Here is a 24,824-nt window from a genome sequence, read left to right on the forward strand (position 1 = left end):
AGTATTTCCGGGTCGCAGTGTAAAGCAATCTTACGCCAGGTGCATACCTAAAATGTAATCAAGTTTATGCGTTGCGAATGTCGTCATACTCTGGAATTGGCTTACGGCCTCTCAGAGCTAAGAAAGACAAAAACTGCTGAGCGGTGTGAGTAATCACTTTTTTGCTATCGATACCCACTTTATCCATTAGCTCTCCAACCAAATCCAGATTACCAACATCATGACAGAAATGCGCATCACTTCCCGTTGTGAAGAAGACACCGAGATCTTTACCGATTTGTGCAATCTCGTGGCAACGGTCTACGCTACCCACTCGGCTATTCCCTTTTAGCGTGGTGTTATTGATTTCAATCGCAACATTATGCTCTTTCGCGCACGTTAAAACGGCCTGAAAATCAAAGTCGAAATTTGGATTCCCAAGATGGCCAAGCGCATCAATACGACCGTTTTGAATCACATTAATGAGCGCTTCCGTATGAGTTTCTTTGTTTGCAGGACGAAAAACAGGTTCATGGAAACTTGCAATAACCCAATCTAGGTTACGATCGACACTCAGCGGAATATCGATGTCGCCTTCGGTATTAAGAATGTTGGATTCCACACCCCGAATGATCGCGATACCGTCTAAAAATCGAGGCAGGATTTTTTGGTTGGAGAAAAACCAGTAATGCGGCGCGCCCGGCATTGATTCCGCGTGATCAGTCGTACAGAACATATCCAAGCCGTTCTCTTTCGCCAATTTTGCATTTTCAATCAAGGTGCTGTACGCATGACCACTGGCGTACGTATGTGTATGGGTATCAACTTTAAATTCCATCATCCACTCTCTTAGGTGCGCTATCTTGCGTGCTATTGTATACCTACACGTGACGTACCGTCAGCCCAAGATGAGTATCAGACTTAAGCTTGCTCCTCACTGATGGCTTTTATTAGGGGCAACGCTATTTCCCATCCGTGATTAAACATAGAAACAAAGTCGCTGTGCGTATGAATGGTGACATTGAGTAACAAACGATCACTGTTGGTGTCGATCTGATAGATCTCTCGTGATCCAATCCACTTAGATGCTAAATCTCCATCCAGTTGCTGCCTATTATCCGGATTAAAAATGGCAATGTGATGAAATTCAAGGCGCTGTTGCGGTTGCACGATATCGATAGTCGCTCGCGTTCCGCCCATATCGGGATCAAAAAAAGTGATGTCTTGCCCTTCTTCCCATATCCCATCAAATTGAGACTGGGGTGAGAAAGCCTGTGCCCAGCGTTTGTATAACTCAGCATCGGTTAGCACTTCCCACACCCGTTGCGGTGTAGCCGAAATCTCAACGTAATAATTTAGCGTAAGCATTATTTCTCTCCCTGAACCTTTCTTGACGCTAGTTCATTGTCAGAAAAAATCAAACCTCACCTCTGATTTGCCTTATTTAATCCTCTATTTTCCGACAGGCTAAGAAGTTCTCGCTTGTAACCTACCACCACGATGCGCCGTAAAGCGAACCCAACATGTGTTCAGTATGGTTGCGAGCACGATTAAACTCATCCCGATAATTTGGCTTTGACTCATTCGGTCATCGAAAAACGCACTCTGCCAAACCGCGGTGAACAGTAGGTTAGTAAAAATAAGTGGTGCAAGTTGAGAGCCGCTGCTTGCCAGTTGGTACGCTTTGGAGCGGAAAACTTGGGTGTTAATGATCATCAGGGACATCACACCGAGCCACAGCATATTAGAAGAAACAGTAGATTCCATCACATTGGCTTTGAGGAAAACATCGATGTCGTTAAACAACGTTAGCGGTAACAGAAATACGGCAGCAAACCCAAACGCCCAAAAGTTGATTTCTAATGGCGACATATCAGTTTTACTCACTTTATATAGCGTAAGCTGAGAGCCGGAATTGAAGAGTCCACCAGCTAGACCGAGTAATAAATCCGAGCGCCAAGTAAACTCCCCACCAACTCCCGCCAACATAACCACTCCAGTAAACGCCATTACTAAAGCCGCCAATGTTGAAACGCGAATGTGGCCTCCCATAAACAGCTTTTCAACCAAAGGAATAAATAATGGGCCAGTGGCAAACAATACCACCCCTTCTACCAGCGTTAACGTTTGTAGTGACGCGATGAAACACAACTGTGATAAGCCGATACAGAAGGCGCGAAGTAAAATCGATTTTAACGTCCCAGCTTTAGGAAAGGTAAGATTTTTGAAACGAAGTAAGACAAGCAAAATAAGTGCAGGAGCCAAAAAGCGTAAGAAACTAAACAGTGTGACGGAAAGTTCACCTGTCAACTGCTTTGCTAACAACCCAGTAACAGATAAGCTTAACGTAGACATCAGCATGAAAAGGATAGATTTATTTACTGCATTCATTCGATACTCCTTAATATGTGGAGTATTTTATGAGATATCACTTATTGTAAATAGCGAGTAATATTAACTATTAATGTAAGAAAAACTTACAAGTTAACTTATCTCTCATCATGTTATGGTTTCTAAAATATGCGTAAATTAGTCCCTCTAAAATCCATCTATGCATTTGTCGCTGTGGCGGAATCTGGCAGCATGACAGAAGCAGCGCAGATATTAAGTGTGAGTCATTCGGCGGTGAGTCAGGCGATAAAATCACTGGAGACTCAGGTCAACAAACCTCTGTTTGATCGCGTAGGCAGACAAGTTCAACTTAGTGCTGACGGTAAAAAATATTATCGAAAGGTTGCGCCAGCTTTAGAACAAATTGTCGATGCCACAGAAGCGCTAATCCAAGACCAAAACTTGCAACGTATTACGCTTAATATGGTGAATTCCTTGGCGCTGCATTGGTGGATTCCGCGAATGTCGAGTTTGCAGGACTTTGCTCCGCAATTAGACGTTCGTTTATCAAACCTGTCTGGCAGGTTTAATCTAGAGCAAGAAGGTATCGACGCAGCACTCGTGCATGGAAACACCGAGGAATGGCAAGATTATTACTGTGAAAAGCTCAGTGAAGATGAACTGGTTTTGGTGTGTAGCCCTGAATTGGTAGCTAAGACGAATGACTCAAATATCGCTCAACTGTTAAAGCAGTATCCCATCATTGAAGTCACTAACGAACGAAGAAAAAATGACTGGAACGTGTGGCAGAATGCGACTGGCATCCTGCGACCTAAAAGCAAAAAACCAATCACTTTTAATATGTCGATACAAGCCGTCCAGGCCACAACTCGTCGTTTGGGGTTATTGGTCACTCATCGCTTGTTTGTGAAAGATGACATCAAATATGGCCAGTTAATCGAGCTGGGCGAACCCGTAATTAATCCTCATCAACAGCTTTACTTTGTATGCCCGCCACACAAGCTAAAGTTGGAATCGTTTCATCTGCTGCGCTCGTGGTTGCAACAATCATTCAATTAAAGAAACCTTTTGTTAAGCACATTCATTGAAAAATTAGTATAAAGTTAGAAAGAGCACTTTTCATCCAAGGATGGTTTATGAAGCGGTATCAAATATGGTTAAGCGTACTCTGCCTCACAGTACCCATGAGTGCAGTCGCTGAAAGTGAAGACGCTCATTCAGAGCAAGGCATCTCAACGGCAATCATAGGCGGCCAGCAAGCCACTCAGAATCAATTGCCATTTTTCGCACGACTCATTCTACACAAAACTGGCGCTAATCAATTTGCCAACATCTGTGGCGGCACGATTGTTAATGACCGCTTCATTTTAACCGCCGCTCACTGTGTAGAGCCGAGTGTTTTTTCTGACGGATGGACAATCAATGATCTGCGAGTCTTAGTAAAAAACCCGACAATGAACGATGTGTTTGTTGAGGAATTCAAAGATGTTCGCTCTATCGCCATTCATCCAAATTACGAGCCTAGTGATTTATGGATTAATGATATCGCCGTACTTGAACTTACCCACCCGATCACCGACAACGTTCAATCCATTACGTTGCCGCAAGATTTTGGTGATTACAGCAGCAAATCGGTTTATCAGATATTCGGTTTAGGGCAAACCTCGACCAACGATGAAAATGGACCAAACTATTTGCGATGGGCGGAAGTAAAACCACTCACCGATGCGCAATGTGCTTCTTTAGTGACGGGGTTTAATGCTCAAGAAAGCTTATGTGCCAATGGGTTTCCTGAGCGCAGTTATACCGGTATTTGCAGCGGTGACTCTGGTGGCCCTCTCACCTATCAAGACAACAACGGAATGTATCAACAAATCGGTATTGTGAGCTATGGTTCTTCTGTTTGTGAATCCGCTGCGATTCCGAGTGTGTTTACTGAGGTTCTAAATTACACAACATGGATTGAAGCCCAAACCAGTTCGGGAGTGAAAACTCGTTACAATGCCCTCTTAGCAAGCACAGAAGATTATCATAGTGAAGGTGATTCCGGCTTTGAACCAGAAGATACCAACACATCTGGCTTTGAGGATAATGGCAGTAGTGGTGGCGCACTTGGCGCAGGGATGATCATGCTTGGGGGCTGGTTTGGTTGGCTAAGACGCCGCAGAAATTATTCGCGCTCCTAATAGCTTCGATAAGACATCATAATATCTTGCGCTTAACACGAGAGTTGATGATGTCTTCTATTATTTTTTGCTCTTTTTTCGCTTTTTCATAATTTTGCTTAGTACGCCATCGTTCGAGCACTTTTTCTAACCCTTGAACACGAGCGTGTTTGTGCTCCAGCGTTTTTTGTACAGACGCGCATTCCGCTTGCATGACGGCTTGTTCATGCTCATGGTGGCGAAGCATTTTTTGCAGCATTTGATCGACACGATTAAAGTTCATCAGCGCTGCGCTTGTCAGTGTTGGAACAGTTCTTGTTGATTGTCCCGCATGGCCTTTCAATGCTGACAATTGTTCCAACTGCATTGAAAGATGGGAGTGACGTTGGCGCATGGCATCAAGTTGTTGACCCACACGATCACGTTGCTTTTCTTCCATTTGTTGCAGCTTACCCACTGCTTTTAACTTGGATTTCATCTCAACGATACCACTCCCATTTGGTTAAGCACTTTGAAAAAGCTGTGCGAGCTCGGTCAAACTGGTTGGGTAATCCACTGACTCATTGGCGGCTTGTTGTAAATACGCACGTAAGTTTGGATACATAGCAACAGATTGATCTAATTCAGGATCTTGCCCCGGTTGATAGCCTCCTAACGGCAGCAGTTCTTTCACCTGAAGATAGTTGGAGTACATCTGGCGGAAATTATTCGCGATCGTGCTATGCGCCTCCTGTGTACAGGTACTCATACAACGGCTGATAGACGCATTAATATCAATGGCAGGGTAGTGCCCTTGCTCGGCAAGTTGACGCGATAATACGACGTGCCCATCTAAGATAGCACGCGCAGAATCCACGACAGGATCTTGCTGGTCGTCCCCTTCCGCCAACACGGTATAAATTGCGGTTAGGCTGCCGTGCTGATTTTCACTGTTGCCCGCACGCTCGAGGAGTTGCGGTAACACGCTGAAGACAGAGGGCGGATAACCGCGAGATGCCGGAGGCTCGCCAAGCGAAAGAGCGATTTCACGCTGTGCCATGGCGTATCGAGTGAGAGAGTCCATCAACAACAAAACATCTTTGCCTTGGTCTCGAAAATACTCGGAAACGCGATGACAAAGCAGTGTCGCTCTTAACCTCATCAGCGGGGATTCATCAGCAGGAGCTGCGATGATAATCGCCTTCTTGCGCGCCTCTGGGGTTAAGTTTCGTTCGATGAACTCGCGTACCTCTCGGCCTCGCTCACCAATAAGACCGACCACGATCACATCGGCTTCGGTGTTTTTGGTGATCATCCCCATTAAAACACTTTTACCGACACCACTGCCCGCCATTAAGCCAATGCGTTGCCCTTTTCCGACGGTCAAGAGTCCATTGATTGCGCGCACCCCAACGTTGAGTGGGGTATCAACAGGACGTCGCTTCAATGGGTTAATCGGTTTTGGTTCAAGTGAAACACGATCTCCCCCTTTAAGCGGTGCCCCGTCATCCAACGGCTCACCTAAACCATTCAGCACTCGCCCTAACCACTGAGCACTTAACTGCACGGTACTGTCACCGTCCAGAGGAATGACTTTCGCACCAGCAAATAAGCCACCTAAGCGCCGAATAGGCATTAGGTAAGCAATAGTGTGCTCAAAGCCCACCACTTGCGCTTCGATCATGTCGCCTTCTGCGGTTTCTACGAGACAGCGCTGCTCCAGTTTAAACCGGCACCCAACGGCTTGTAACATTAAGCCGTTTACTTTAATCAAGCGCCCTGTCACGCGAGCAACAGGGATTGAATCGAGCGAAGCCAATGCTTCGCTCAAACGCTCACTCAATAGCTCATGGCTTAAGGTATTACTCATGCTCTGATTCTACCTGCGGAATACTAACTTCATCCAAAAGGTGTTGTTTTACATTATCCATACAGGCTTCTAAACGAGAGTCGCAACTTGCATCCGCCTCTGCATCATCGGTCACTAGTTGGCAGCCGCCAATCGGAAGTTCCGTATTAGCCACCAGTTTCCAAGATTGTGGTAGATCAGCATTAATGTGAGTAATTCGTTCTAAATCCTGCGGATTTAAATGCACAGTTACGGTTTCCGCTTTGCCTGGCATGGCAGACAATGTCTCATCCACCAAGGCAAGGATCTGTTGAGGCATTAAAGTGAGCTCAGCACGAATCACTTGCTGAGCCACTTTTTGTACCAGCTCACAAATCATATGGCGTTGCTGTTGCTCTTTTTCGTCTTGCCAGCGAGACAGCGCATGAAAGAGCTCGTTCACGGGTTTCGCCGCCTCTAGAAAACTCTGTTTTCCTGACTGCTCACCAGACACAAAGCCTTTTTGGAAGCCTTCTTTTTGTCCATCTAGCAGACCTTGTTGCTTACCCTGCTCGATACCTTGACGTAAGCCTTCTTCATGCCCTTGTTGTAAACCTTGTTGAAAACCGGCTTCAAGCTGTTGTTGAATATCAACTTGCGGCTCTTGCCAACCTTGGTTATCTAGCCCGAATTCGTCTTCTATAGCCTTAGGCTGCGCCAAAGGCGGAAAGCGGTGCAAACGGTATCCACTCGGCGGCAGTCGCATCGTACTTGATTTTGTCTCTACCATGACGTTACTCCACCGTTGGCTCTTCATAAAGAAGCAACTGAACTTCACCAGATTCATCCAACTCACGCACCATTTGCATGATGTCTTGACGCGCTTTTTGAACACGACTTAGCGCAACAGCCCCGCGCGCTTCCATATCGTCTTCCAGTGCTTTCACCATACGCTGAGGCATAGAACGTTTAATGGCTTGCTGTAACGTAATTTCTGAACCTTTAAGTGCAACCGCCCACAATTCTAGTGGGATCTGCTGCACTAGCATGTCCATGGTTTCTTCACGCTGACGACCAAGAACCATAAAGTCGAACATATTCTCTTCAATGGCATTAACGACATCTTCATCATGCAACTTCAGCATTTCCATCAACGACCCGCGATCACCTTCAAAGCGGTTAATGATATCAGCAGCTTGCTTGACACCAGATAGCGGTGTGCTTTGGCTTGCAGATACTTTTTCAATGCAGCGCTCAACGAGCTCATGCAAATCAATAGCAACTTGATGATCGATGTCTTGCAGCTGAGCAATTCGGAACAAGATTTCGTCATGGTAATCTTGTGGCAGGTGCTTCAACACCGCTGAAGAGCTATCGGCTGGCAAATACGCAAGAAAAATCGCTTGCATTTGCGGGTGCTCATTCACAATGAAACGAGCAAGCGTTTCTGCTTCCACCCACTGTAAGCGCTGCATATTGTTACGAATTTCATCACCATACAGCGTATTCAGCAGCCCTTTTGCCAAATCATTACCCAATGCTTTACGTAGCGTATTGGACAAATATTCTTTAGAAGCTCCACGAATGCCACTGTGCTCACGAAAGTCTTCAAAGAAAGTTTGAATAACGCCGCGAGCGGAATCGCTCTTAATGCCATTCAACTTCGCCATTGCACGAGTCACCCGCTGGGTTTCATCACGGCTAAAGTGCTGTAAAACCTTCGCAGCGGCATCCTCGCCCATGCCTAATAGCACGAGCGCGGTTTGTTCTACATAACTAAGCGTCTGCTTTGATGGAACTGTGTTCATTGATGTTTACCCATTGTTTCAGTATTTCGGCTACGCGCTCTGGCTCTTCATTGGCAATAAGCTGTAGGTGTTTCAATTGAATCTCTAGTGGCGAACCGGCTGGAGGCAGCATGTCGCTGTTTACATCTAAGCCGGAAGAGGCTGAGATACCTTTTTCTGATAGACGGCGATCAAGCACTTCTTCATGCTCACGCTCTTCACGCGTTTGCAGGTTGTCATAATCAGGCTCTTCTTGCGGCTCTGCAAAGTCTAACTCTGGTACTGGCTTATCAACGCCTGTGAGGTGCATGATCAATGGGCGTAGTACGAAGAAGATCATCGCCAAGCCTAACAAACCACCGATAACGTAACGTATTGGCTGCTGTACTGTAGGGTCTTGCCACCACGGCAGCGCAGGAGGCGCATCAATTTCAATTGGAGTGAAGTTGAAACTCATCAAGCTTAAGCTGTCACCTCGTGCCGCAGAAATACCGACAGCATCCATGATCATATTTGAAATCTGCTCTTTATCTGCTTCACTCCAAGCAACACCATCCGGAGAGGCTTTCGAGTTCAACAGTACCGACACGCTCATTTTCTCAATTTGACCTTGTTGGTATTGAGTACGACGAACACTACTCCCCACTGCATACTGACGGTTTACTTCAGAGCGTGCGTTGGTGTTTTGGCTATCGTTCGTTTCTACTTCTTCACCAGTTACCGGCGGTTGGTTGCTTAGAGAACCTGGTACGCCTAGCGCAATTTGGTCAACTGAGTTGTTGTGAATGGTGTGCTCGTTACGTACGACAGGTGCGTTATCCAAAATCTCTTGCGTTTCTTCAACTTGGCTAAAGTCCATATCGGCAGCAACTTGCACACGGAAGTTACTCGGACCCACAATTGGCGTAAGCATGTCTGCTGCGCGTTGAATGATCTGCTTCTCAACGTTCTTTTGATATTCAAGATATTTTGCGTTGACTTTACCTGCTTCCGCCGAAGCAACATCAGCACTGAGTAAACGGCCATATTGGTCGATAACAGATACAAATTCAGGCTTCATCGCCGTCACGCTACCAACTACTAAGTTGATGATTGCTTCAACTTGCTCAGACTTGAGGTCTTCGCCAGGTTTCAGCTCAAGCATCACTGATGCTGAAGGGTTCTCGCTGTTTTGACGAACAAATAAGGTTTGACGAGGAATAGCTAAGTGAACACGCGCATTCGCCACTGAATTCAGAGACATGATAGTGCGTACTAACTCACCTTCTAAACCATGACGGTAACGCGCCGTTTCCATAAATTGGCTTGTACCGAGAGAGCTGTCTTCTTTGAGCGAATCCAAACCTGTCGGCAGTTTGGCTTTAACACCTTTTGACGCAAGCAACATACGAACTTTCGCAACTTCGCCTTCTGGCACAAGAACTTGGCCATTTTGCTCTTGCATACGGTAGCTCACACCTTCACTTTCTAATACCGAGACAATCTCTCCGATATCAAAACGTTCTTGTTGGCTATACAGTGGACGGAAGCTTTGTGAGGAACTCCAAAGAGCGACCACAATGATTGCCGCAACAATCGCAGCGAGTACGGCAGATAACACTAGGTTTCTCTGGCTACTCGACCAGATTTGCTTCAGCTTCGTTGTTACATCGTCCATGCTATTCGCAGTAGAAAATGTCTGTGCTGAGCCGGAGGTCATGGCTGTATTTCCGGCGACTTGGGGGGTTAGTTCTGACATGAATTACACCGGCATCTTCATAATATCTTCAAATGAGGTCACGACTTTGTTGCGCACTTGCATCAAAGCATTAAATGATAAGCTGGCTTTTTGGCTAGCGACCATCGCACCAACTAGGTCATCACTTTTTCCTGTTTCTACGGCCGTCATTTTTTGACTAGCCACTGATTGATGTTGATTCACTGTATCCAACACATTTGTCATCGCTTGTGAGAACGATAATGGTGCGTTTAGTGATTGTTGATCTAAAGGATTTGCACTCACGATAAACTCTGGCGGCTGCACTTGTGCCTGCATCGCCTGCATTTTTGACAACATAAGTTGCTCTGCCGAGACCGCATGAGTAGGTTGACTTGCCATCTATTTTTTCTCCTATTAGGCAGCCGAGCCTAGTGCCGACTGTAAATCAATACCATGTTCTCGCATGGCTGCGAGTTTGTAGCGTAGCGCTCGAGTAGAGACTCCAAGCGCGTTTGCGGTTTTCGTTCGGTTTCCACCAAACTGACGTAATTTTTCTAAAATAAATTGATATTCGGCCTGCTTCTTCGCTTCTACATGACCAAAGCTTGAAGCTGGCTCAGCGGATGGAACTGGCGCAACAAGTTCAATAGGCAGCATCAGATCATGGGCAGTAATGTAGTCACCATGACGCATGACCAATGCACGCTGAATGACATTTTCCAACTCGCGAATATTACCTGGCCAGTGATACTGACTCAGCGCACTGATCGCATCTTGGGATAGATGACAGCGACTGCTATCTTGATACTTTTCAATAAAGAATTGGCTGATCGGTAAAATGTCTTCTTTTCTTTCACGCAAAGGAGGCCAGTGCAGAGGCAAAACATCCAATCGGTAATAAAGGTCTTCACGGAATGTGCCTTTTTGAACTTCTTCACGTAAGTCTTTATTGGTTGCCGCAATAACACGAATATCAAGCTTCACCGCCTTGTGGCTGCCTACGCGTTCCACTTCACGCTCTTGAAGAACGCGTAATAACTTGGCTTGAACTGCAGGGGACATTTCACCGATTTCATCTAGCAAAATCGTCCCGCCATTCGCTTCTTCAAACTTACCGCTTTGAGAGTTAGTCGCTCCTGTGAAGGCACCTTTTACATGACCAAATAGAACCGCTTCTAGCATCGACTCTGGAATGGCGGCGCAGTTAACCGCCACAAATGGACCATCAATACGTGGAGAGTGCTCATGCACATATCGAGCCAGCACTTCTTTACCCGTTCCCGATTCGCCTGTAATTAACACACTGGCGCTGGTGCAAGCGGCACGATGCGCCAATTGCAGTACCTGCTTGCTTCGCCAAGATTCCGCAACAATGTTGGCCATTGGCTTACCTAGCGCTTCAACGCGCTTCAGTAAATTGAGCAGCTGATTCGCTTCAAATGGGCGTAATAGATAATCGGTTGCTCCCGATTTCATCGTCTCAGCCGCCAAGATTCCCTGCTCTTGATCGACAATAGCGATAACAACACCAGAGTTACGTTGCTTTTGGTGGCAAGCAACAAACTCGCGGACACACATGTCCGGTAAAGTAGAGCTCACAAGAGTGATTTCTGCTCGCTCTTCAAGTAATGCGCCTCGGCCAGTACGAGTGTGTTTTGCGGTGTAACCTGCATTTTGCAACACATCCAATACTGGTTGAGCAAGAGCTTCATTCGGCTCAACCAACAAAATTTTCGTTTTCGTCATCATTGAACCTTAACTTTCGTTTGTTGATTTTGTTGTTGTACATCAGGGTGGTGTTTCACTGCCGTTCGCTCGTTATCTCTCACTAGGCGCAACGTTACGCGTCGATTTTTCGCTTGGCCCTTCGTCGAACTATTGCTGGCAATTGGGTAACGAGAACCATGCGCTCTTGTTTCGAGCATCGATTTATCAATACCAAGTTCAACTAAGGCCTCGGCAACTTGTTCTGCTCTAGTACGCGATACTGAAAGGTTCGCCAAACTAGAACCAACGTTATCGGTGTGGCCATCAATTAGAATCTTGGTCACACGATCATCAACAGATACATAGCTATTTAGCTCTGCGAGCGTTTCTTGCTGCTTACGACTGAGCGCCTTCTGACCAAAGTCAAAAGACAGAACAAGATTTCGTGCCTCTGAAAACGAAAGCTTAGGCAAACGCGCTCGACAGGCATTAAATGACTTGAGCGCGTTTTGAATTTGAATAGTCGGAATCACAATCTCCGACAAAGAGGAAGCATTACTTCCCTTTAGTGACAACGTCACCCAATTACCAGTAGCAATTAAATCCATGAGTTCATCAGCACCTTTGCTGAAGACAAATCGTTGGGATGGCTTAGTAAAATCAAGGGTGGCAAACTCTTTTCTATAAAGCTCACTAGACCAAGGAGCACTTTGACTTATTAGAGCAATCGTTTTCCATTTATTATTTTCATAATGTATATCGGAAATAAAATAAGTTTTATTGTTAGGTTCCGAACGGAAATAAAACTTCCCATACGGCGTGCTTGAGTGCAATAAGTTGCATTCAAAGTTGTTTCCTTTATATGTCCACTTTGAAAGGTCCATGGGGATGGTCACAACCTCACCTGAATATGTCACCTTAGACACTAGCAAACTGACAAAAATAAATATTTTACAATTTATTAAACCGTTAGGGTTCATGTATATCTTACAATTCCATGACCTTATCAATTTAATTAAATATGCCACTAAGCCGTGATAACTGGCATAGCTAATCATGTTAATTACCTATTCTGAATATTGAAACTGGTTACAAAATACTCACAAGAGCATGGCCAAATCTTTGAAATCAAGATTTAAGCTTTAAAAACAATGTCTTATATTTTAATTATCTAAATTAGCCGTTACACCATGAAGATGGTTTTAAAAAGTTAATAACAACTAAAAACGCTTAATATTTTTATATTTTCTTATTAAGCAATTTATAAAGGAAACTAACCCTTTTTAAATTTTATTAAAAGATTAAGACTATATGCTCAAGGCAACATGTGAACTAAAGTCACAATCTTAGAGTTTGAAACTAAAAGATCATTAAAATTTCTGTGTAGACTACACGCCATTAAGTTAAAACAGTTTCGATTGTTAACGCACGGTAAAATATAAATGGAAAATAGAGTTAGCGAGCCTATTTCTGATATTCAACTACTTGATGTAGAATTATTAGGCAAACCTATTCATATCATTCGTGAAAAGCTTGAAGGCTTGATTTCAGAGTCTTGTTCCAGCCTTACGATTGAATTACAAAATTGGCTCAGTACGAGTAAAGTGGAAGCTAGCTTAACCTCTGTAGACTTGCATCGCTTTACACCGATAAAAATGGATAAAGACCAAACGTCAACCTATCAACACCAAGAGGGCGGCATGGTATTTGTTCATGGAGATGCTCACACGTTAATAAAACTGGCGGATCGGTTCTATGGCGCCAGCACTGAGCGTTCAGCAACAACACTGACAGCAAGTGACCTCCGCTTACAAGAGCGAATCAGTCGTATCATTATTGGTTGGCTTGCACCAGGTGAGATGTGGGAAATGGGTGAGTACGAAGCGCCCCGAGGGATTGGAATTAACGTGCAATTAAACATCGCGTTTGACGATCACCAAGGCTCAATTCATCTCAAACTAGATAGCCACCTTATTCAAACACTGATCGAGCAGCTTGAACTGCAGCCCGATACGGATTTGTACCAACCATTCTGTCGCTCTTTAGAGGCAACGCCTGTTCGACTGAATGTTGTTTTAAGTAAAAAGAAGATGCCGTTGAGCGACGTTGTAGGCTTACAACCTAACGATATTTTACCAATTGAGCTTCTTAATACGGTTCCAGTCAGCATTGGTAACCAATCTTTATTTACAGGTCGTATTGCTGAGCAAGACGGCCAACTTGTTTTGATCTTTAACCCTGATAAGGAACCGCAGCGATGAGCGAAGCGCCAGAAACGAATGCATTCGACGCAGAAGAATTGAACTTTGACGACTTTCAATTAGAAGACTTTGAAGCTGAAAGTACGCTCCAACAAGAACCAACAACTGCGGAACGTGATCTTAGCTTTTTCAAAAGTATTCCCGTCACTGTCACGCTGGAAGTTGCAAGCAAAGAAATCCCACTTGGGGACTTAATGAAAGCCGGAGAAGGCACGGTTATCGAACTTGAAAAGCTCAATGGTGAGCCTTTAGACGTAAAGGTAAACGGCTCTCTAATGGGTCACGCTGAAGTCGTCGTCGTTAATGATAAGTACGGACTTCGTCTGATCGATGTACATGACTCTGCATTGAGTGGCGTTGGTCAATAATCTTAGGTAGGCATCACAATGAAAAATCTGAGCGCTTGGCACCGTTGGTTACCTCTTTTGGTACTGGTGTCACTTTTGTTTGCTTTCCCAACCATGGCGGCTGACAACGGCTTAACTATCCTGTCCGTTTCTGATGGCGACACACAGCAAGAATACAGCGTTAAATTGCAAATTCTGTTGTTGATGACGGCGCTCAGTTTTCTTCCAGCATTCATTCTGATGGCAACGAGCTTTACTCGGATTATCGTCGTCCTCGCGATTTTGCGCCAAGCCCTTGGTCTTCAACAAAGTCCTCCTAACCGCGTATTGGTTGGGATTGCTTTGGCATTGACCTTGCTGATCATGCGACCTGTTTGGAGCGATATTCATGAAAATGCATTTCAACCGTATGACAATGGTGAAATCACGCTAATACAAGCATTCTCTGTAGCAGAGAAACCAGTGAGAGAGTTCATGCTGGCACAAACTCATCAAAGCTCTCTTGAGCAAATGCTGCGTATTGCCAATGAACCACTCGACCAAAACGTTGAGGATATTTCTTTTGCGGTTGTCTTGCCTGCGTTTGTCATCAGTGAACTAAAAACCGCCTTTCAAATTGGCTTTATGCTCTTCATCCCCTTCTTGGTTATCGACTTGGTTGTCGCCAGTGTGCTCATGGCAATGGGTATGATGATGCTATCACCTTTGATTGTTTCACTCCCTTTTAAACTGGTGGTGTTTGTACTCGTGGATGGCTGGGCAATGACGGTTGGCACGTTATCTGCCAGTTTCGGTTAAATAGGAGCATGCTATGACCCCTGAACTAACCGTAACGTTATTTTCCGATGCAGTATGGCTGATCATTCTGATGGTTGCGGTACTGGTTGTTCCTGGCTTAATTGTCGGTTTGTGTATCGCCGTTTTCCAGGCCGCCACACAAATCAACGAGCAAACACTCAGCTTTTTACCACGTTTGCTCGTTACGCTATTGATGGTGATTTTTGCGGGTCATTGGATGCTCCGAAAAATCATGGAACTGTTTGATTTCTTATTCCACAACATACCGGGGATGATTGGCTAATGGCCATCACATTTGCAGAGCTCTCAGCGATACTCGGTCAACTCTGGTGGCCGTTTTTTCGTGTGGGAGCTGTATTTATTTCGATGCCCTTCTTTGGTGATGCAATCATTCCCGTTTGGATCCGTACCTTACTGGCACTTTCGATCGTCGTGATTACCGCACCATTGATGCCACCAATGCCACAAGTCGAATTATTCTCCATGACGTCTCTATTCCTTGCTTTTGAGCAAGCGATTTGGGGCGTGATGTTTGGGCTAATTTTGCACATGCTCTTTAACGTTTTCACCATGCTTGGTCAGGTCGTTTCTCTGCAAATGGGATTGGGTATGGCAATGATGAATGATCCTATCAACGGACTTTCTGTCGCCATTTTGGGCCGCATATTTCTTATATTTTCAACCTTGTTATTTCTCGCGCTAGAAGGACACTTGCTCGTCATTGATATCGTGATTCAAAGTTTTGTCGTGTGGCCGGTCGGTTCTGGCATCACATCGCTTTCTCTGCAAGGCGTTGTAAATATTTTCGGCTGGATGTTTGCCTCTGCTTTAGCACTAGCGTTGCCTGCTATTGTTTCAATGCTCTTAGCCAACATCAGTTTTGGTGTGATGAATCGCGCCGCCCCCTCACTCAACGTGTATGCATTAGGTTTTCCAATGACGATGCTTCTTGGCCTGTTCAGCGTATTAATTTCAGTATCTGGTGTGCCGGGTCGCTACACCGCACTTGTGCACGACACCATCAGACACTTGAGTAACTTTATGTTGGGGGGCGCATGAGCGATCAATCGTCTCAGGACAAAACTGAAAAAGCCTCGCCGCAGAAAGTAAAAAAAGCACGTCAGGAAGGACAAATTCCTCGTGCTAAAGAGTTTACTACTGCGGTGATATTTCTAGCGGTGGCGCTCTACTTTTACTCTCAGCTCAATAGCATTTGGGAAAGTATGTCAGGTATTTTTCGCTACAACATGATGCTGACGCGAGCCGACCTAGAAAACCCTAAACAGCTTGTCGAGCAATTGGGACAAAGTTTAGCGGTAATCATCGACATGTTATTACCGTTGTTTACCGTCATTATTATCGTGACCTGTGGTAGCAGCCTTGTACTAGGCGGTTGGATGTTCCGTCCGGCGAACGTTATGCCAAAGCTGAGCAAAATTAATCCTTTAAGTGGGATAAAGCGCATTTTTTCGACACGCTCAGTGGTTGAACTCTTAAAGTCCACGTTCAAAGTAGCCGTTATCTTCGGCATCTTATATGGCTATTTAGACAACCACCTACAGCCATTACTTGGCATGCAAAACCTTCCGCTCAGCCAAGGTTTTTCTCTAGTAATGTCTATTCTCTTTGAAGGCTTACTGTTGATGGGGTTTGCGTTGTTGTTATTTGGTGTTGTAGACATTCCCTACCAACGTTGGGAGCACCTAAAAGAGCTGCGTATGACCAAACAAGAGCTGAAGGAGGAATTCAAGAACAACGAGGGCCGCCCAGAAGTAAAGCAGCGAATCCGTCAAATTCAACAGCAGTTTGCACGCCGTAAAATCGATAAGATGGTACCAACGGCTGACGTGATCATCACTAACCCAACTCACTACGCTGTCGCTCTGAAGTACGAACCTTCACTTTCTGATGCTCCATTTGTGGTTGCAAAAGGCGTAGACGAAACTGCCATGCACATTCAACGAATCGCCCGAGAAAACAAGGTGGAGATCATCAACTCACCACCGTTGACTCGTTCGATCTATCACACCACGGCGATTGAACAAGCAATCCCAAGCCAACTGTACATTGCCGTGGCACATATTCTTACTTACGTTTTGCAATTGAAAGCCTTCCGTAAAGGTGAAGGAAAAGAGCCAACTCCTTTGCCTCATTTTTCGATTCCAAAGCATTTGCAGCACTGATTAACCCGCGTTTATCCAAGGACACGAAAGTATGCTTAACCGGTTAAAACAACTTCAAACATCAACCAAAGGCTACATTGGCATTCCAATTGTCTTGCTAATGATTTTGGCAATGGTGATTTTACCTTTGCCTCCCCTGCTATTGGATGCGTTGTTTACCTTCAATATCGTCTTGGCAATCCTAGTATTGCTGGTCAGCACTACCGCAAAGCGACCATTAGACTTCTCAGTTTTTCCAACAATTTTGTTAGTCGCGACATTATTGCGTCTTACACTGAACGTCGCTTCCACACGAATCGTACTCCTAGAAGGACATAATGGGGGGGATGCGGCAGGTAAAGTCATCCAAGCGTTCGGTGAAGTCGTTATTGGCGGTAACTACGTCGTTGGTATGGTGGTGTTTGTTATCTTGATGATCATCAACTTCGTCGTAATTACCAAAGGTGGCGAACGTATCTCTGAGGTGTCAGCGCGCTTTACTTTGGATGCCTTACCGGGCAAACAGATGGCGATTGATGCCGACTTAAATGCCGGTCTTATCGATCAGGAAACCGCTCGATTGCGTCGTAAAGAAGTCGCTAACGAAGCCGATTTCCATGGCTCGATGGACGGTGCCTCAAAGTTTGTGCGAGGCGATGCTATCGCTGGTTTGCTTATTCTGTTTATCAACATCATTGGTGGTATCAGCATCGGCGTCTTTGAGCATGGACTCGCAGCATCTGACGCCTTTAAAACATACGCACTACTTACAATCGGTGATGGCTTAGTAGCTCAAATTCCGTCACTTCTATTGGCAACGGCTGCAGCGATTATCGTTACGCGAATTAATGATAGCGATAATGGCATGTCGGAAACCATGCAAAAACAATTGCTGGCAACCCCGGCGACACTGTTTACCGTCGCAGGCATCATGGCTGTGATAGGCATGGTACCAGGCATGCCACATTTGGCCTTTTTTGCTTTCGCGGGTGCTTTAGCTTTCGCGGGTTGGCGTCAAACGAAAAAGCCCGTGCAAGACTCCCAAATCGAGGAGGTCGAAGCACTTTCACAAGCCATGCAAGAGGACGATACACCGCTTACGTGGGAAGATATTCCTCATGTTCAAACGTTGTCGCTTTCCCTGGGTTACCGTCTCGTTCACCTAGTCAACAAAGAACAAGGTGCACCTTTATCACAGCGTATTCGCGGTGTGCGCCGTAACCTATCTGAACAAGTCGGCTTTTTATTACCAGAGGTGCGTATTCGAGACAACCTAAGCCTTAAGCCGAATCAGTATACAATTTCTCTCAATGGCGAAGTGATCGAACAGGGCTTTATCGAGCCAGAACGTTTGATGGCGATTGCAGTCGGCGAAACGTACGGTGAAGTAGATGGTATTTTGGGCAGTGATCCTGCTTACCAATTACCAGCAGTGTGGATTGAACATCAAGACAAAGCGAAAGCGCTGAACATGGGTTATCAAGTGGTCGATGATGGCACGGTCATCGCGACTCATATTAGTAAGATAATGAAAACAAACCTTGCTGAGTTGTTTACGCACGACGATGTTGAAGCCATGACGCAACGTTTGACACAGCAAGCACCGAAGTTAGCCGAAGCCCTAGCCGCGGCACTTAACCCTGCGCAGCAACTCAAAGTATATCGCCAGTTGTTACTAGACCAAGTACCACTAAAAGATATTCGCACGATTGCTAACACGATGTTGGAATCCGCAGAAAACACTAAAGACCCGATTTTACTGGCATCTGATGTGCGTTGCGCACTAAAACGCACGCTCGTAAACCTGATTGCGGGACAGAAAAACGAATTAAATGTCTATGCTCTCTCTGATGAACTAGAACAAATGCTACTGACTTCGCTACAACAAGCACAATCTTCTGGTACAGTAATGTTAGACAGCTTCCCAATTGAGCCGAATATTCTTGGTCAGTTCCAACAAAACTTGCCACTGATAAGACAACAGCTCAAACAACAGGGATTACCTCCGATTCTTCTCGTTATGCCTCAGTTACGTCCACTTCTGGCTCGTTACGCACGCACATTTACGCAAGGACTGGCAGTATTGTCTTACAACGAAATTCCAGAAAACAAACAAATCAATGTGGTAGGAAACCTTGGTTAATCTTATTTCAACACATGCGATGTACGAACATTTGGTTGGTCTCGCAGTACAACATATCGTCACGGATGACGATCAATTAGTATTTGATGCTTTAAAGCACAATGACATTCAACACGCGTGCCAAGCCATTCGCGAGACTCAATCAGGAGAGGTAGAATTCCAACACCTGACGTTGAGATTTGGCACGCGTGGCGAACAAAGCGTCTATCAATTCGAACTCTCTGAACAAATGCAGTACTGCCTAGATTTGTTCAGTCTTTATCTCGCATTGCGACAAACACAGTTTCAGCTAGAAGCCTTTCACCCCGACTTAATCAGTAACGTCGTCGTGCCGATAAGAATTGACGCATTACTATGGGAACCAGGCATATACTTTCTCGAACAGATGATTCAGTTTCACTCTTCCGCTTTTCAACATGTGATTCCTTCTCTTCAAGCAGACAAAACGCTATGCGCCTATGATAAAGTCTCAGCGCTGATAGAGAAGTTAAGAGAAAACGCCTACTCACTTTGGTTTGAAGTCGCGACATCACAAGTGAACTTCGAACGAGTCGCTGACTTTAGCCCCGATATGATCAAACTATCGGTCACATTAGAGGATAAAGAAGAAAGACATGCTTTCCTACCGATTGCTAAGTTCTTAAGAAAGCACAAATACCCTTGGGTAGCCGGGCGGGTAGCGAGCCAAACAGAGCTAAACCGCTATCGCTTGTTAGGGGCCAATTATTACTTTGGTTATTTCAGTGACATCCCGACCTCCCTCTCTTTTCAATCTTTTGGTGAGGAATGACAGAATCCTAGCTATTAATCTTTATAAAACAGCGCGAATTATTCGCGCTGTTTTTTTATTTATAACGAAGAACGACAATATTGATAGATGACTGCTTCCCTGATTAAGTCAGGCTTATTCAGGTTATTTGATGTTATATCTGTATTTTCATGGAATACAAGTCACTAAAAATCATCAATTTTGATCTTTTTTAGGAATTTTTTAATTTTCAAATTAATCATTAAAGCTGACCGACCGCCTCTAGTTAGTGACTAGGGAATATCCCGAGGCCTGAAAGATATAGTGACTAACTAAGGAGACTAAGATGGCTTTATCAATGCACACTAACTACGCATCGCTTGTAACTCAAAACACTCTGAACAACACAAGCGGTCTTCTAAACACTGCGATGGAGCGTCTAAGCACGGGTTACCGCATCAACTCAGCAGCAGACGACGCTGCGGGTCTACAAATTGCAACTCGTCTGGAAGCTCAGACTCGTGGTATGAATGTAGCGATGCGTAACGCACAGGACGGCATCTCTATGATGCAAACTGCGGAAGGCGCAATGGATGAGATGACAAACATCACATACCGCATGAACGACCTAGCAACACAATCTTTGAACGGCTCAAACAGTCAAGAAGACCGTGCAGCTTTGGATGCAGAGTTCAAACAGCTAGCATCTGAGCTAGGCAACATCATGGAAAACACTTCATTTGGTGGTCAAAAACTTCTAGCTGAAGGCGGCGGTTTTGGTGCAAGCAGCGTTACTTACCAAATCGGTGCGACTGGTGCAGAGAAACTAGCTGTAAATGCAAAAACAGAGCTAAACGACATCTCGACAGCAATTGCTGGCCTGACAAGCATCAGCACTGCTGCTGCAGCTTCTACAGCTCTTGCAAACCTTTCAAGCTCTGGCGGTATGCTAGCAGATCTAGGTACAGCACGTGCTCAGTTTGGTGCTAACATCAACCGTCTAGAGCACACAATGACTAACCTTGGTAACATGACTGAAAACACTTCTGCAGCAAAAGGCCGTATCACTGATGCAGACTTCGCTACAGAGTCTTCAAACATGACTAAGAACCAAATGCTTATGCAAGCAGGTACAACAGTTCTTTCTAAGACTAACCAGCTTCCTGGCATGGCAATGTCTCTACTACGCTAATCATTGAAGCTTATAACCCCACCCATCCGGTGGGGTTTTTTACTATCTGAATATTATGACACCAGTTTATTCTCAACATATTGATATCATTCGCTCTCGTTGGCCTGACGTAGCAAAAGCCTTAGACAGTGCAGACTTTAGCGACTTACACTTTGAAGTAGTTGAAAAAGCAGCGATGACCCTAAAAGTCAACGGAGTTCAACTTAGCAGTGCTTATGACCCGGTCGAAGAAGCCTTCCAGTACCGAAGCCTAACGTCTAGCGACGATTATCATATTTGGGGCATCGGTATGGGCAATGTCCCATCCCTGTTAACACAAGATAAAAATGCTCGATCAATTCGTGTTTATCTTTATAACCTACCGTTAGCAAAATTGGTGCTTTCTCTCGTTCCACAACAATGGATATCCGATCCTCGTGTTTCGTTGATCATCGTCTCAGAAGACCAAAGCGATATAGGTAGAAAACTCGCGAGCCTGACTTGGGATGATTGTATCATTCTCAATGCCGACAGAGCCATTTCGCGTCATACTCATCAATGGCTTTATTTCCGCTTAGAAAACCGTGTTTTGATCGGCTATGCAAACGCTAGCTATAGACATAGCGATGAAGAACTGCTCACAAGAGAGCAAGAAAACGAACCTCTGTTAAAACGCCTAAACTCTTCTGATCATTATCTTATGTATCAAGTAGACGACGCTATTTGTATTGGTGCAGGTCCATCACTCCAGCATCATATTGAAGAGTTAAAAGCAGTCTATAACCGACCAAATCGTCCCAAGCTTATTGCTGCATCAACTGCATGCAAGTGCTTAATTGAAAATAACATCAAACCAGATGTCGTATTTGCTGTAGATTTGAATTTAGGTGACGAACATATTCCATATGAGATCGCCAAAAATACTATTTTGGTGTTTGGTAGCCATATGCCTAGCCGTATTTTCCAAAACTGGCATGGCGAGAAGTATTACTTACACTTAGGTGACTTCACATACGACAGATTTGCAAGCAAACTACCGGTTAAATATCGCCCTTACTCGTTTGGTTCGGTAATCCATCCTCTAATCCACTTCACCCTTTTACAAGGTGCTACCCAAGTATCACTAATCGGATGCGATTTTGGTTTCCCTGGAGATATCATCCATTCAGGACGCGAAAACAGACCAGACGACCCGAACGCGACGATGACAGCACGAGTAGAGAATGGTTATGGTGAGATGATCAAAACCTCACCAGCCTACCGCATGTTTGGAAGCGGTGTTGAGAACCTAATAGCAGCATCACCACAGACCAAGTTTTACAATTGGAGCCGTATTGGTGCAAGAATTATTGGTGCTGAATATTTCAATGTGGAGGAACTATATGGCAACCGAGATTAAGTCTGTTTATGACACTTTTATTAAAACTTCAGAGGTTTACTCATACGGTGACCACTTGACAGGCGACTTAATGTTAGGAAGATGTCTAAATCTCCTAACAAAATTATTCACCGTTCAGTCAGAGCGCACGTCTGTTCTCGAAATACTTTCGCGAATAAATACCGCCCGAGAAGTTCATGACTTCACTGCACTTGCAGATATTCTAAGGTATGAAATTGCGCCTAACATAAAAGCGTTGAGTGAACGCTATTAGCTCTAGAGAGCCTCATCATTGAGGCTTTTTTATCGCCTGATGTAAATAGAACTATTATTATCCCAATGAGAGTCTGGCAATCTAAAACCTACTTTCAGCATAATATTCCTTAACACTTTGTTAAATAACTCTAGTTCCACTGGCTCAGGACTATTATCTAACTGATAGCGTTTTAACTCAGGAAATTTTGATATGGCCTCTTTTTGGATACTTGCCAACTCGTCAGAATTAAGACTCTGCTTGCTAAGTAATTTAGCGTGAATAAAGCGCTCATATTCGCGAGCACACTTCATTAGTCGTAAGGCAAATTCGTTCATAATTGTTGTTTTTCTTTCCGATACTCCAATTTGATGAAAAGATAACAGGAAGCATATAAATACGATGTAAGAATTATCTTAATTCATTAGAAGTAAACACCGAAATATCTGTTCTGAGTCCCTTCCTCCCTTTCAACTCCACTTAGAAATTCTATTAAACATTTACGAGTCTTGAGTCGCCTTGTCTTATAGGAAAACGCTACTTGTTTTCTAGAGGAAAGCGGAACACAAAAGGTGGAACCACAGCTTCCTCTCTATGAAATAATACATCGCAAAGCATTGTTATATATAGCTATTTATATACGGCACACATCTTGCGATGAACTGTTAAACCAAGGCATAGCAGATAAGCTATTTAAGCCGTATATATGAGAGAGGGAGTAACCTCATGAGTTCATTAGATCCAATTACAATGGCTACTAAATTTGCCACTTTTGACGTTCAACCGTTTCAACAGCGCTATCAGCTACAAGCCAGCAAATATCAAGCGCAACTTTCCGCTCTAGGTAAAGTTGAAACGGCATTACGAGACTTTCGTAATTCGTTAAACGAAATGAACAGCAGCACAAACACCATCATTAAGAACAGTGCAACCCTATCTCAGGAAGGTTACTTTACAGCCAGTGCAGATGCTAAGGCCCTCACAGGCAACTACCAAATTTTTGTTGAGCAAGTTGCCACGTCTCATCAAGTCTCTACAGGGATGCCTGCTGATCTAGAAGCAACAACTGAAGTCCCAACAACTGGCTCTCTCGAGTTCACGATCAATGGCGAAACAATGACGCTAGATCTATCGACTGTTGATTCAGACGGTGATGGCACAGCAACAGTCAGTGACTTAGCAAAAGCAATCAACAACAACAGCGATAACCCTGGAGTAAACGCCACCTTAGTTCGCTCAAATGGTCAAACTCACTTTATGTTATCAAGCACTGAAACTGGTGTTGCTAACCAAATCAACGTATCGGCGTCTGGTACTGGCCAAGCCTGGTTTGAAGATGCATTCACAAATCTAAACCAAATTAGCGCCCCGCAAGATGCTGTAATGTGGTTGGGAGCTAAAGACTCTGGTCTCAAACTGACGAACGCAAGCAATACATTTGAAGGTGTAATCGACGGTGTAGATATTACTCTAACCAAAGCTCAAGCTTCTGGTGAAACACCTGTTGGCCTTGATATAGGCTCTGACAGCGAAGCAACTAAAGAGCAATTGGATAAGTTTGTTGACGCATATAACACTCTTATTGGCGCAATGAACCAGCACACCCAAATAGGTAGTGAAGACAAAAAACGTGGAGTGTTAGCAAGTGATCCAACACTTCGCTCCATTGAGAGCCAATTAACTAATTTGGTTCGAGGGGAACACGGTGGTATGCGTCTGAGTGAAATCGGTGTGAGCTTGGATCGTGATGGGAAAATGAAAGTCGACCACGAAAAATTCGCCGAAGTTCAAAAGAATAACAGCGTGGGCTTGGAAGCAATGTTTAATGGCGACGATGCCTTACTTGACTCAATGGACGCGATGATTGATCCATTTCTGAAGTTTTCATCAGGCGCATTCAAATCCCGTAAAAATGCGCTTCAAGCTAACTTGGATCGCATAGAAGATAAACAATCTACATTAGAGCGTAAATACGATATGTCGTACAAACGCTACATCAAACAGTTCACACAAATGAACGCGTTAATGACCCAAATGAACCAAACCATGTCGATGTTTGGCTAAGCC

The 24,824-nt window shown here is 44.6% G+C and carries 25 protein-coding genes; 13 read left to right on the forward strand and 12 right to left on the reverse strand.

Annotated features, from left to right (window positions below):
* Positions 1 to 64 precede the first annotated feature (64 nt).
* The 3 genes from FKN08_RS19530 to FKN08_RS19540 all read right to left on the reverse strand — a co-directional run bounded on the left by FKN08_RS19530 (position 65) and on the right by FKN08_RS19540 (position 2,370).
* On the reverse strand, positions 65 to 817 hold the full coding sequence (locus FKN08_RS19530; protein WP_046876136.1) for a phosphatase: 753 nt from the start codon (positions 815 to 817) through the stop codon (positions 65 to 67).
* Between the two features lie 83 nt (positions 818 to 900).
* A complete protein-coding gene (locus tag FKN08_RS19535; RefSeq protein WP_170892738.1) occupies positions 901 to 1,347 on the reverse strand; it encodes an SRPBCC domain-containing protein in 447 nt (148 codons plus the stop codon).
* Positions 1,348 to 1,446: 99 nt separating this feature from the next.
* The gene (locus tag FKN08_RS19540; protein WP_170892739.1) at positions 1,447 to 2,370 is read right to left on the reverse strand and encodes a DMT family transporter; all 924 of its coding nucleotides are present in this window, start codon (positions 2,368 to 2,370) and stop codon (positions 1,447 to 1,449) included.
* Positions 2,371 to 2,499: 129 nt separating this feature from the next.
* Between FKN08_RS19540 and FKN08_RS19545 the strand changes: the two genes are divergently transcribed.
* Together FKN08_RS19545 and FKN08_RS19550 are read left to right on the forward strand one after the other, a co-directional pair.
* The gene (locus tag FKN08_RS19545) at positions 2,500 to 3,390 is read left to right on the forward strand and encodes a LysR substrate-binding domain-containing protein (protein WP_170892740.1); all 891 of its coding nucleotides are present in this window, start codon (positions 2,500 to 2,502) and stop codon (positions 3,388 to 3,390) included.
* A gap of 77 nt (positions 3,391 to 3,467) precedes the next feature.
* Positions 3,468 to 4,517: a serine protease gene (locus tag FKN08_RS19550; RefSeq protein ID WP_170892741.1), complete on the forward strand. Its 1,050-nt coding sequence runs from the start codon at positions 3,468 to 3,470 to the stop codon at positions 4,515 to 4,517.
* A gap of 16 nt (positions 4,518 to 4,533) precedes the next feature.
* Here the strand turns inward: FKN08_RS19550 and fliJ are convergent, their stop codons facing one another.
* The 8 genes from fliJ to FKN08_RS19590 are packed head-to-tail and all read right to left on the reverse strand — an operon-like array spanning position 4,534 to position 12,554.
* The gene (gene fliJ, locus FKN08_RS19555) at positions 4,534 to 4,974 is read right to left on the reverse strand and encodes a flagellar export protein FliJ (RefSeq protein WP_005394844.1); all 441 of its coding nucleotides are present in this window, start codon (positions 4,972 to 4,974) and stop codon (positions 4,534 to 4,536) included.
* A 24-nt stretch (positions 4,975 to 4,998) separates the two neighbouring features.
* A complete protein-coding gene (gene fliI / locus FKN08_RS19560) occupies positions 4,999 to 6,345 on the reverse strand; it encodes a flagellar protein export ATPase FliI (protein WP_005394843.1) in 1,347 nt (448 codons plus the stop codon).
* Positions 6,338 to 7,093 (reverse strand): flagellar assembly protein FliH, encoded by a 756-nt coding sequence (gene fliH, locus FKN08_RS19565; RefSeq protein WP_005394841.1) that lies wholly within the window; start codon positions 7,091 to 7,093, stop codon positions 6,338 to 6,340. The genes fliI and fliH overlap by 8 nt, the downstream gene beginning before the upstream one ends.
* Before the next feature lie 4 nt (positions 7,094 to 7,097).
* Positions 7,098 to 8,111, reverse strand: a complete 1,014-nt coding sequence (locus FKN08_RS19570) for a flagellar motor switch protein FliG (RefSeq protein WP_005394839.1) — start codon at positions 8,109 to 8,111, stop codon at positions 7,098 to 7,100.
* Complete coding sequence (gene fliF / locus FKN08_RS19575) at positions 8,080 to 9,828, reverse strand: flagellar basal-body MS-ring/collar protein FliF (RefSeq protein WP_031780427.1); 1,749 nt, start codon at positions 9,826 to 9,828, stop codon at positions 8,080 to 8,082. The genes FKN08_RS19570 and fliF overlap by 32 nt, the downstream gene beginning before the upstream one ends.
* A 3-nt stretch (positions 9,829 to 9,831) precedes the next feature.
* Positions 9,832 to 10,188 (reverse strand): flagellar hook-basal body complex protein FliE, encoded by a 357-nt coding sequence (fliE, locus tag FKN08_RS19580; protein WP_005375045.1) that lies wholly within the window; start codon positions 10,186 to 10,188, stop codon positions 9,832 to 9,834.
* Between the two features lie 15 nt (positions 10,189 to 10,203).
* The gene (locus FKN08_RS19585; RefSeq protein WP_006741978.1) at positions 10,204 to 11,535 is read right to left on the reverse strand and encodes a sigma-54 dependent transcriptional regulator; all 1,332 of its coding nucleotides are present in this window, start codon (positions 11,533 to 11,535) and stop codon (positions 10,204 to 10,206) included.
* Positions 11,535 to 12,554: an OmpA family protein gene (locus FKN08_RS19590; protein ID WP_170892742.1), complete on the reverse strand. Its 1,020-nt coding sequence runs from the start codon at positions 12,552 to 12,554 to the stop codon at positions 11,535 to 11,537. Before FKN08_RS19590 ends, FKN08_RS19585 begins: the two co-directional genes overlap by 1 nt.
* 384 nt (positions 12,555 to 12,938) lie before the next feature.
* Here FKN08_RS19590 and FKN08_RS19595 point away from each other — a divergent pair, with 384 nt between their 5' ends.
* The 10 genes from FKN08_RS19595 to FKN08_RS19640 all read left to right on the forward strand — a co-directional run bounded on the left by FKN08_RS19595 (position 12,939) and on the right by FKN08_RS19640 (position 22,525).
* Complete coding sequence (locus tag FKN08_RS19595; protein WP_005398043.1) at positions 12,939 to 13,757, forward strand: flagellar motor switch protein FliM; 819 nt, start codon at positions 12,939 to 12,941, stop codon at positions 13,755 to 13,757.
* Positions 13,754 to 14,125, forward strand: coding sequence for a flagellar motor switch protein FliN (fliN, locus tag FKN08_RS19600; RefSeq protein WP_170892743.1), 372 nt, complete (start codon positions 13,754 to 13,756; stop codon positions 14,123 to 14,125). The genes FKN08_RS19595 and fliN overlap by 4 nt, the downstream gene beginning before the upstream one ends.
* A gap of 18 nt (positions 14,126 to 14,143) precedes the next feature.
* Complete coding sequence (fliP, locus tag FKN08_RS19605; protein ID WP_005398045.1) at positions 14,144 to 14,902, forward strand: flagellar type III secretion system pore protein FliP; 759 nt, start codon at positions 14,144 to 14,146, stop codon at positions 14,900 to 14,902.
* Between the two features lie 13 nt (positions 14,903 to 14,915).
* The gene (fliQ, locus tag FKN08_RS19610) at positions 14,916 to 15,185 is read left to right on the forward strand and encodes a flagellar biosynthesis protein FliQ (RefSeq protein ID WP_005375036.1); all 270 of its coding nucleotides are present in this window, start codon (positions 14,916 to 14,918) and stop codon (positions 15,183 to 15,185) included.
* Positions 15,185 to 15,961: a flagellar biosynthetic protein FliR gene (gene fliR, locus FKN08_RS19615; protein WP_006741982.1), complete on the forward strand. Its 777-nt coding sequence runs from the start codon at positions 15,185 to 15,187 to the stop codon at positions 15,959 to 15,961. Before fliQ ends, fliR begins: the two co-directional genes overlap by 1 nt.
* A complete protein-coding gene (gene flhB / locus FKN08_RS19620) occupies positions 15,958 to 17,085 on the forward strand; it encodes a flagellar biosynthesis protein FlhB (RefSeq protein ID WP_006741983.1) in 1,128 nt (375 codons plus the stop codon). Before fliR ends, flhB begins: the two co-directional genes overlap by 4 nt.
* Before the next feature lie 31 nt (positions 17,086 to 17,116).
* Positions 17,117 to 19,207 carry a flagellar biosynthesis protein FlhA gene (gene flhA / locus FKN08_RS19625; RefSeq protein ID WP_006741984.1) on the forward strand — a complete coding sequence of 697 codons (2,091 nt, stop codon included), beginning with the start codon at positions 17,117 to 17,119 and terminating at the stop codon, positions 19,205 to 19,207.
* 19 nt (positions 19,208 to 19,226) lie between these two features.
* A complete protein-coding gene (locus FKN08_RS19630) occupies positions 19,227 to 19,997 on the forward strand; it encodes an EAL domain-containing protein (protein WP_046875750.1) in 771 nt (256 codons plus the stop codon).
* A 304-nt stretch (positions 19,998 to 20,301) separates the two neighbouring features.
* On the forward strand, positions 20,302 to 21,147 hold the full coding sequence (lafA, locus tag FKN08_RS19635) for a lateral flagellin LafA (protein ID WP_047009609.1): 846 nt from the start codon (positions 20,302 to 20,304) through the stop codon (positions 21,145 to 21,147).
* A gap of 55 nt (positions 21,148 to 21,202) precedes the next feature.
* Positions 21,203 to 22,525 (forward strand): 6-hydroxymethylpterin diphosphokinase MptE-like protein, encoded by a 1,323-nt coding sequence (locus FKN08_RS19640; RefSeq protein WP_170892744.1) that lies wholly within the window; start codon positions 21,203 to 21,205, stop codon positions 22,523 to 22,525.
* A 282-nt stretch (positions 22,526 to 22,807) separates the two neighbouring features.
* On the opposite strand, the gene FKN08_RS19645 is transcribed toward FKN08_RS19640, so the two are convergent.
* Complete coding sequence (locus tag FKN08_RS19645) at positions 22,808 to 23,095, reverse strand: hypothetical protein (RefSeq protein ID WP_134646112.1); 288 nt, start codon at positions 23,093 to 23,095, stop codon at positions 22,808 to 22,810.
* Between the two features lie 388 nt (positions 23,096 to 23,483).
* Here FKN08_RS19645 and fliD point away from each other — a divergent pair, with 388 nt between their 5' ends.
* Complete coding sequence (gene fliD / locus FKN08_RS19650; protein ID WP_006741986.1) at positions 23,484 to 24,821, forward strand: flagellar filament capping protein FliD; 1,338 nt, start codon at positions 23,484 to 23,486, stop codon at positions 24,819 to 24,821.
* The last annotated feature ends 3 nt before the right edge of the window (positions 24,822 to 24,824 follow it).

The organism is Vibrio sp. 1-2 (7-a) (assembly GCF_013048515.1).
Lineage (GTDB): Bacteria > Pseudomonadota > Gammaproteobacteria > Enterobacterales > Vibrionaceae > Vibrio > Vibrio diabolicus.

Coding starts and splice junctions, on each gene's coding strand:
- FKN08_RS19530 (WP_046876136.1), bottom strand. CDS start 817: ATGGAATTTAAAGTTGATACCCATACACATACGTACGCCAGTGGTCAT.
- FKN08_RS19535 (WP_170892738.1), bottom strand. CDS start 1,347: ATGCTTACGCTAAATTATTACGTTGAGATTTCGGCTACACCGCAACGG.
- FKN08_RS19540 (WP_170892739.1), bottom strand. CDS start 2,370: ATGAATGCAGTAAATAAATCTATCCTTTTCATGCTGATGTCTACGTTA.
- FKN08_RS19545 (WP_170892740.1), top strand. CDS start 2,500: ATGCGTAAATTAGTCCCTCTAAAATCCATCTATGCATTTGTCGCTGTG.
- FKN08_RS19550 (WP_170892741.1), top strand. CDS start 3,468: ATGAAGCGGTATCAAATATGGTTAAGCGTACTCTGCCTCACAGTACCC.
- fliJ (WP_005394844.1), bottom strand. CDS start 4,974: ATGAAATCCAAGTTAAAAGCAGTGGGTAAGCTGCAACAAATGGAAGAA.
- fliI (WP_005394843.1), bottom strand. CDS start 6,345: ATGAGTAATACCTTAAGCCATGAGCTATTGAGTGAGCGTTTGAGCGAA.
- fliH (WP_005394841.1), bottom strand. CDS start 7,093: ATGGTAGAGACAAAATCAAGTACGATGCGACTGCCGCCGAGTGGATAC.
- FKN08_RS19570 (WP_005394839.1), bottom strand. CDS start 8,111: ATGAACACAGTTCCATCAAAGCAGACGCTTAGTTATGTAGAACAAACC.
- fliF (WP_031780427.1), bottom strand. CDS start 9,828: ATGTCAGAACTAACCCCCCAAGTCGCCGGAAATACAGCCATGACCTCC.
- fliE (WP_005375045.1), bottom strand. CDS start 10,188: ATGGCAAGTCAACCTACTCATGCGGTCTCGGCAGAGCAACTTATGTTG.
- FKN08_RS19585 (WP_006741978.1), bottom strand. CDS start 11,535: ATGACGAAAACGAAAATTTTGTTGGTTGAGCCGAATGAAGCTCTTGCT.
- FKN08_RS19590 (WP_170892742.1), bottom strand. CDS start 12,554: ATGATTAGCTATGCCAGTTATCACGGCTTAGTGGCATATTTAATTAAA.
- FKN08_RS19595 (WP_005398043.1), top strand. CDS start 12,939: ATGGAAAATAGAGTTAGCGAGCCTATTTCTGATATTCAACTACTTGAT.
- fliN (WP_170892743.1), top strand. CDS start 13,754: ATGAGCGAAGCGCCAGAAACGAATGCATTCGACGCAGAAGAATTGAAC.
- fliP (WP_005398045.1), top strand. CDS start 14,144: ATGAAAAATCTGAGCGCTTGGCACCGTTGGTTACCTCTTTTGGTACTG.
- fliQ (WP_005375036.1), top strand. CDS start 14,916: ATGACCCCTGAACTAACCGTAACGTTATTTTCCGATGCAGTATGGCTG.
- fliR (WP_006741982.1), top strand. CDS start 15,185: ATGGCCATCACATTTGCAGAGCTCTCAGCGATACTCGGTCAACTCTGG.
- flhB (WP_006741983.1), top strand. CDS start 15,958: ATGAGCGATCAATCGTCTCAGGACAAAACTGAAAAAGCCTCGCCGCAG.
- flhA (WP_006741984.1), top strand. CDS start 17,117: ATGCTTAACCGGTTAAAACAACTTCAAACATCAACCAAAGGCTACATT.
- FKN08_RS19630 (WP_046875750.1), top strand. CDS start 19,227: ATGTACGAACATTTGGTTGGTCTCGCAGTACAACATATCGTCACGGAT.
- lafA (WP_047009609.1), top strand. CDS start 20,302: ATGGCTTTATCAATGCACACTAACTACGCATCGCTTGTAACTCAAAAC.
- FKN08_RS19640 (WP_170892744.1), top strand. CDS start 21,203: ATGACACCAGTTTATTCTCAACATATTGATATCATTCGCTCTCGTTGG.
- FKN08_RS19645 (WP_134646112.1), bottom strand. CDS start 23,095: ATGAACGAATTTGCCTTACGACTAATGAAGTGTGCTCGCGAATATGAG.
- fliD (WP_006741986.1), top strand. CDS start 23,484: ATGAGTTCATTAGATCCAATTACAATGGCTACTAAATTTGCCACTTTT.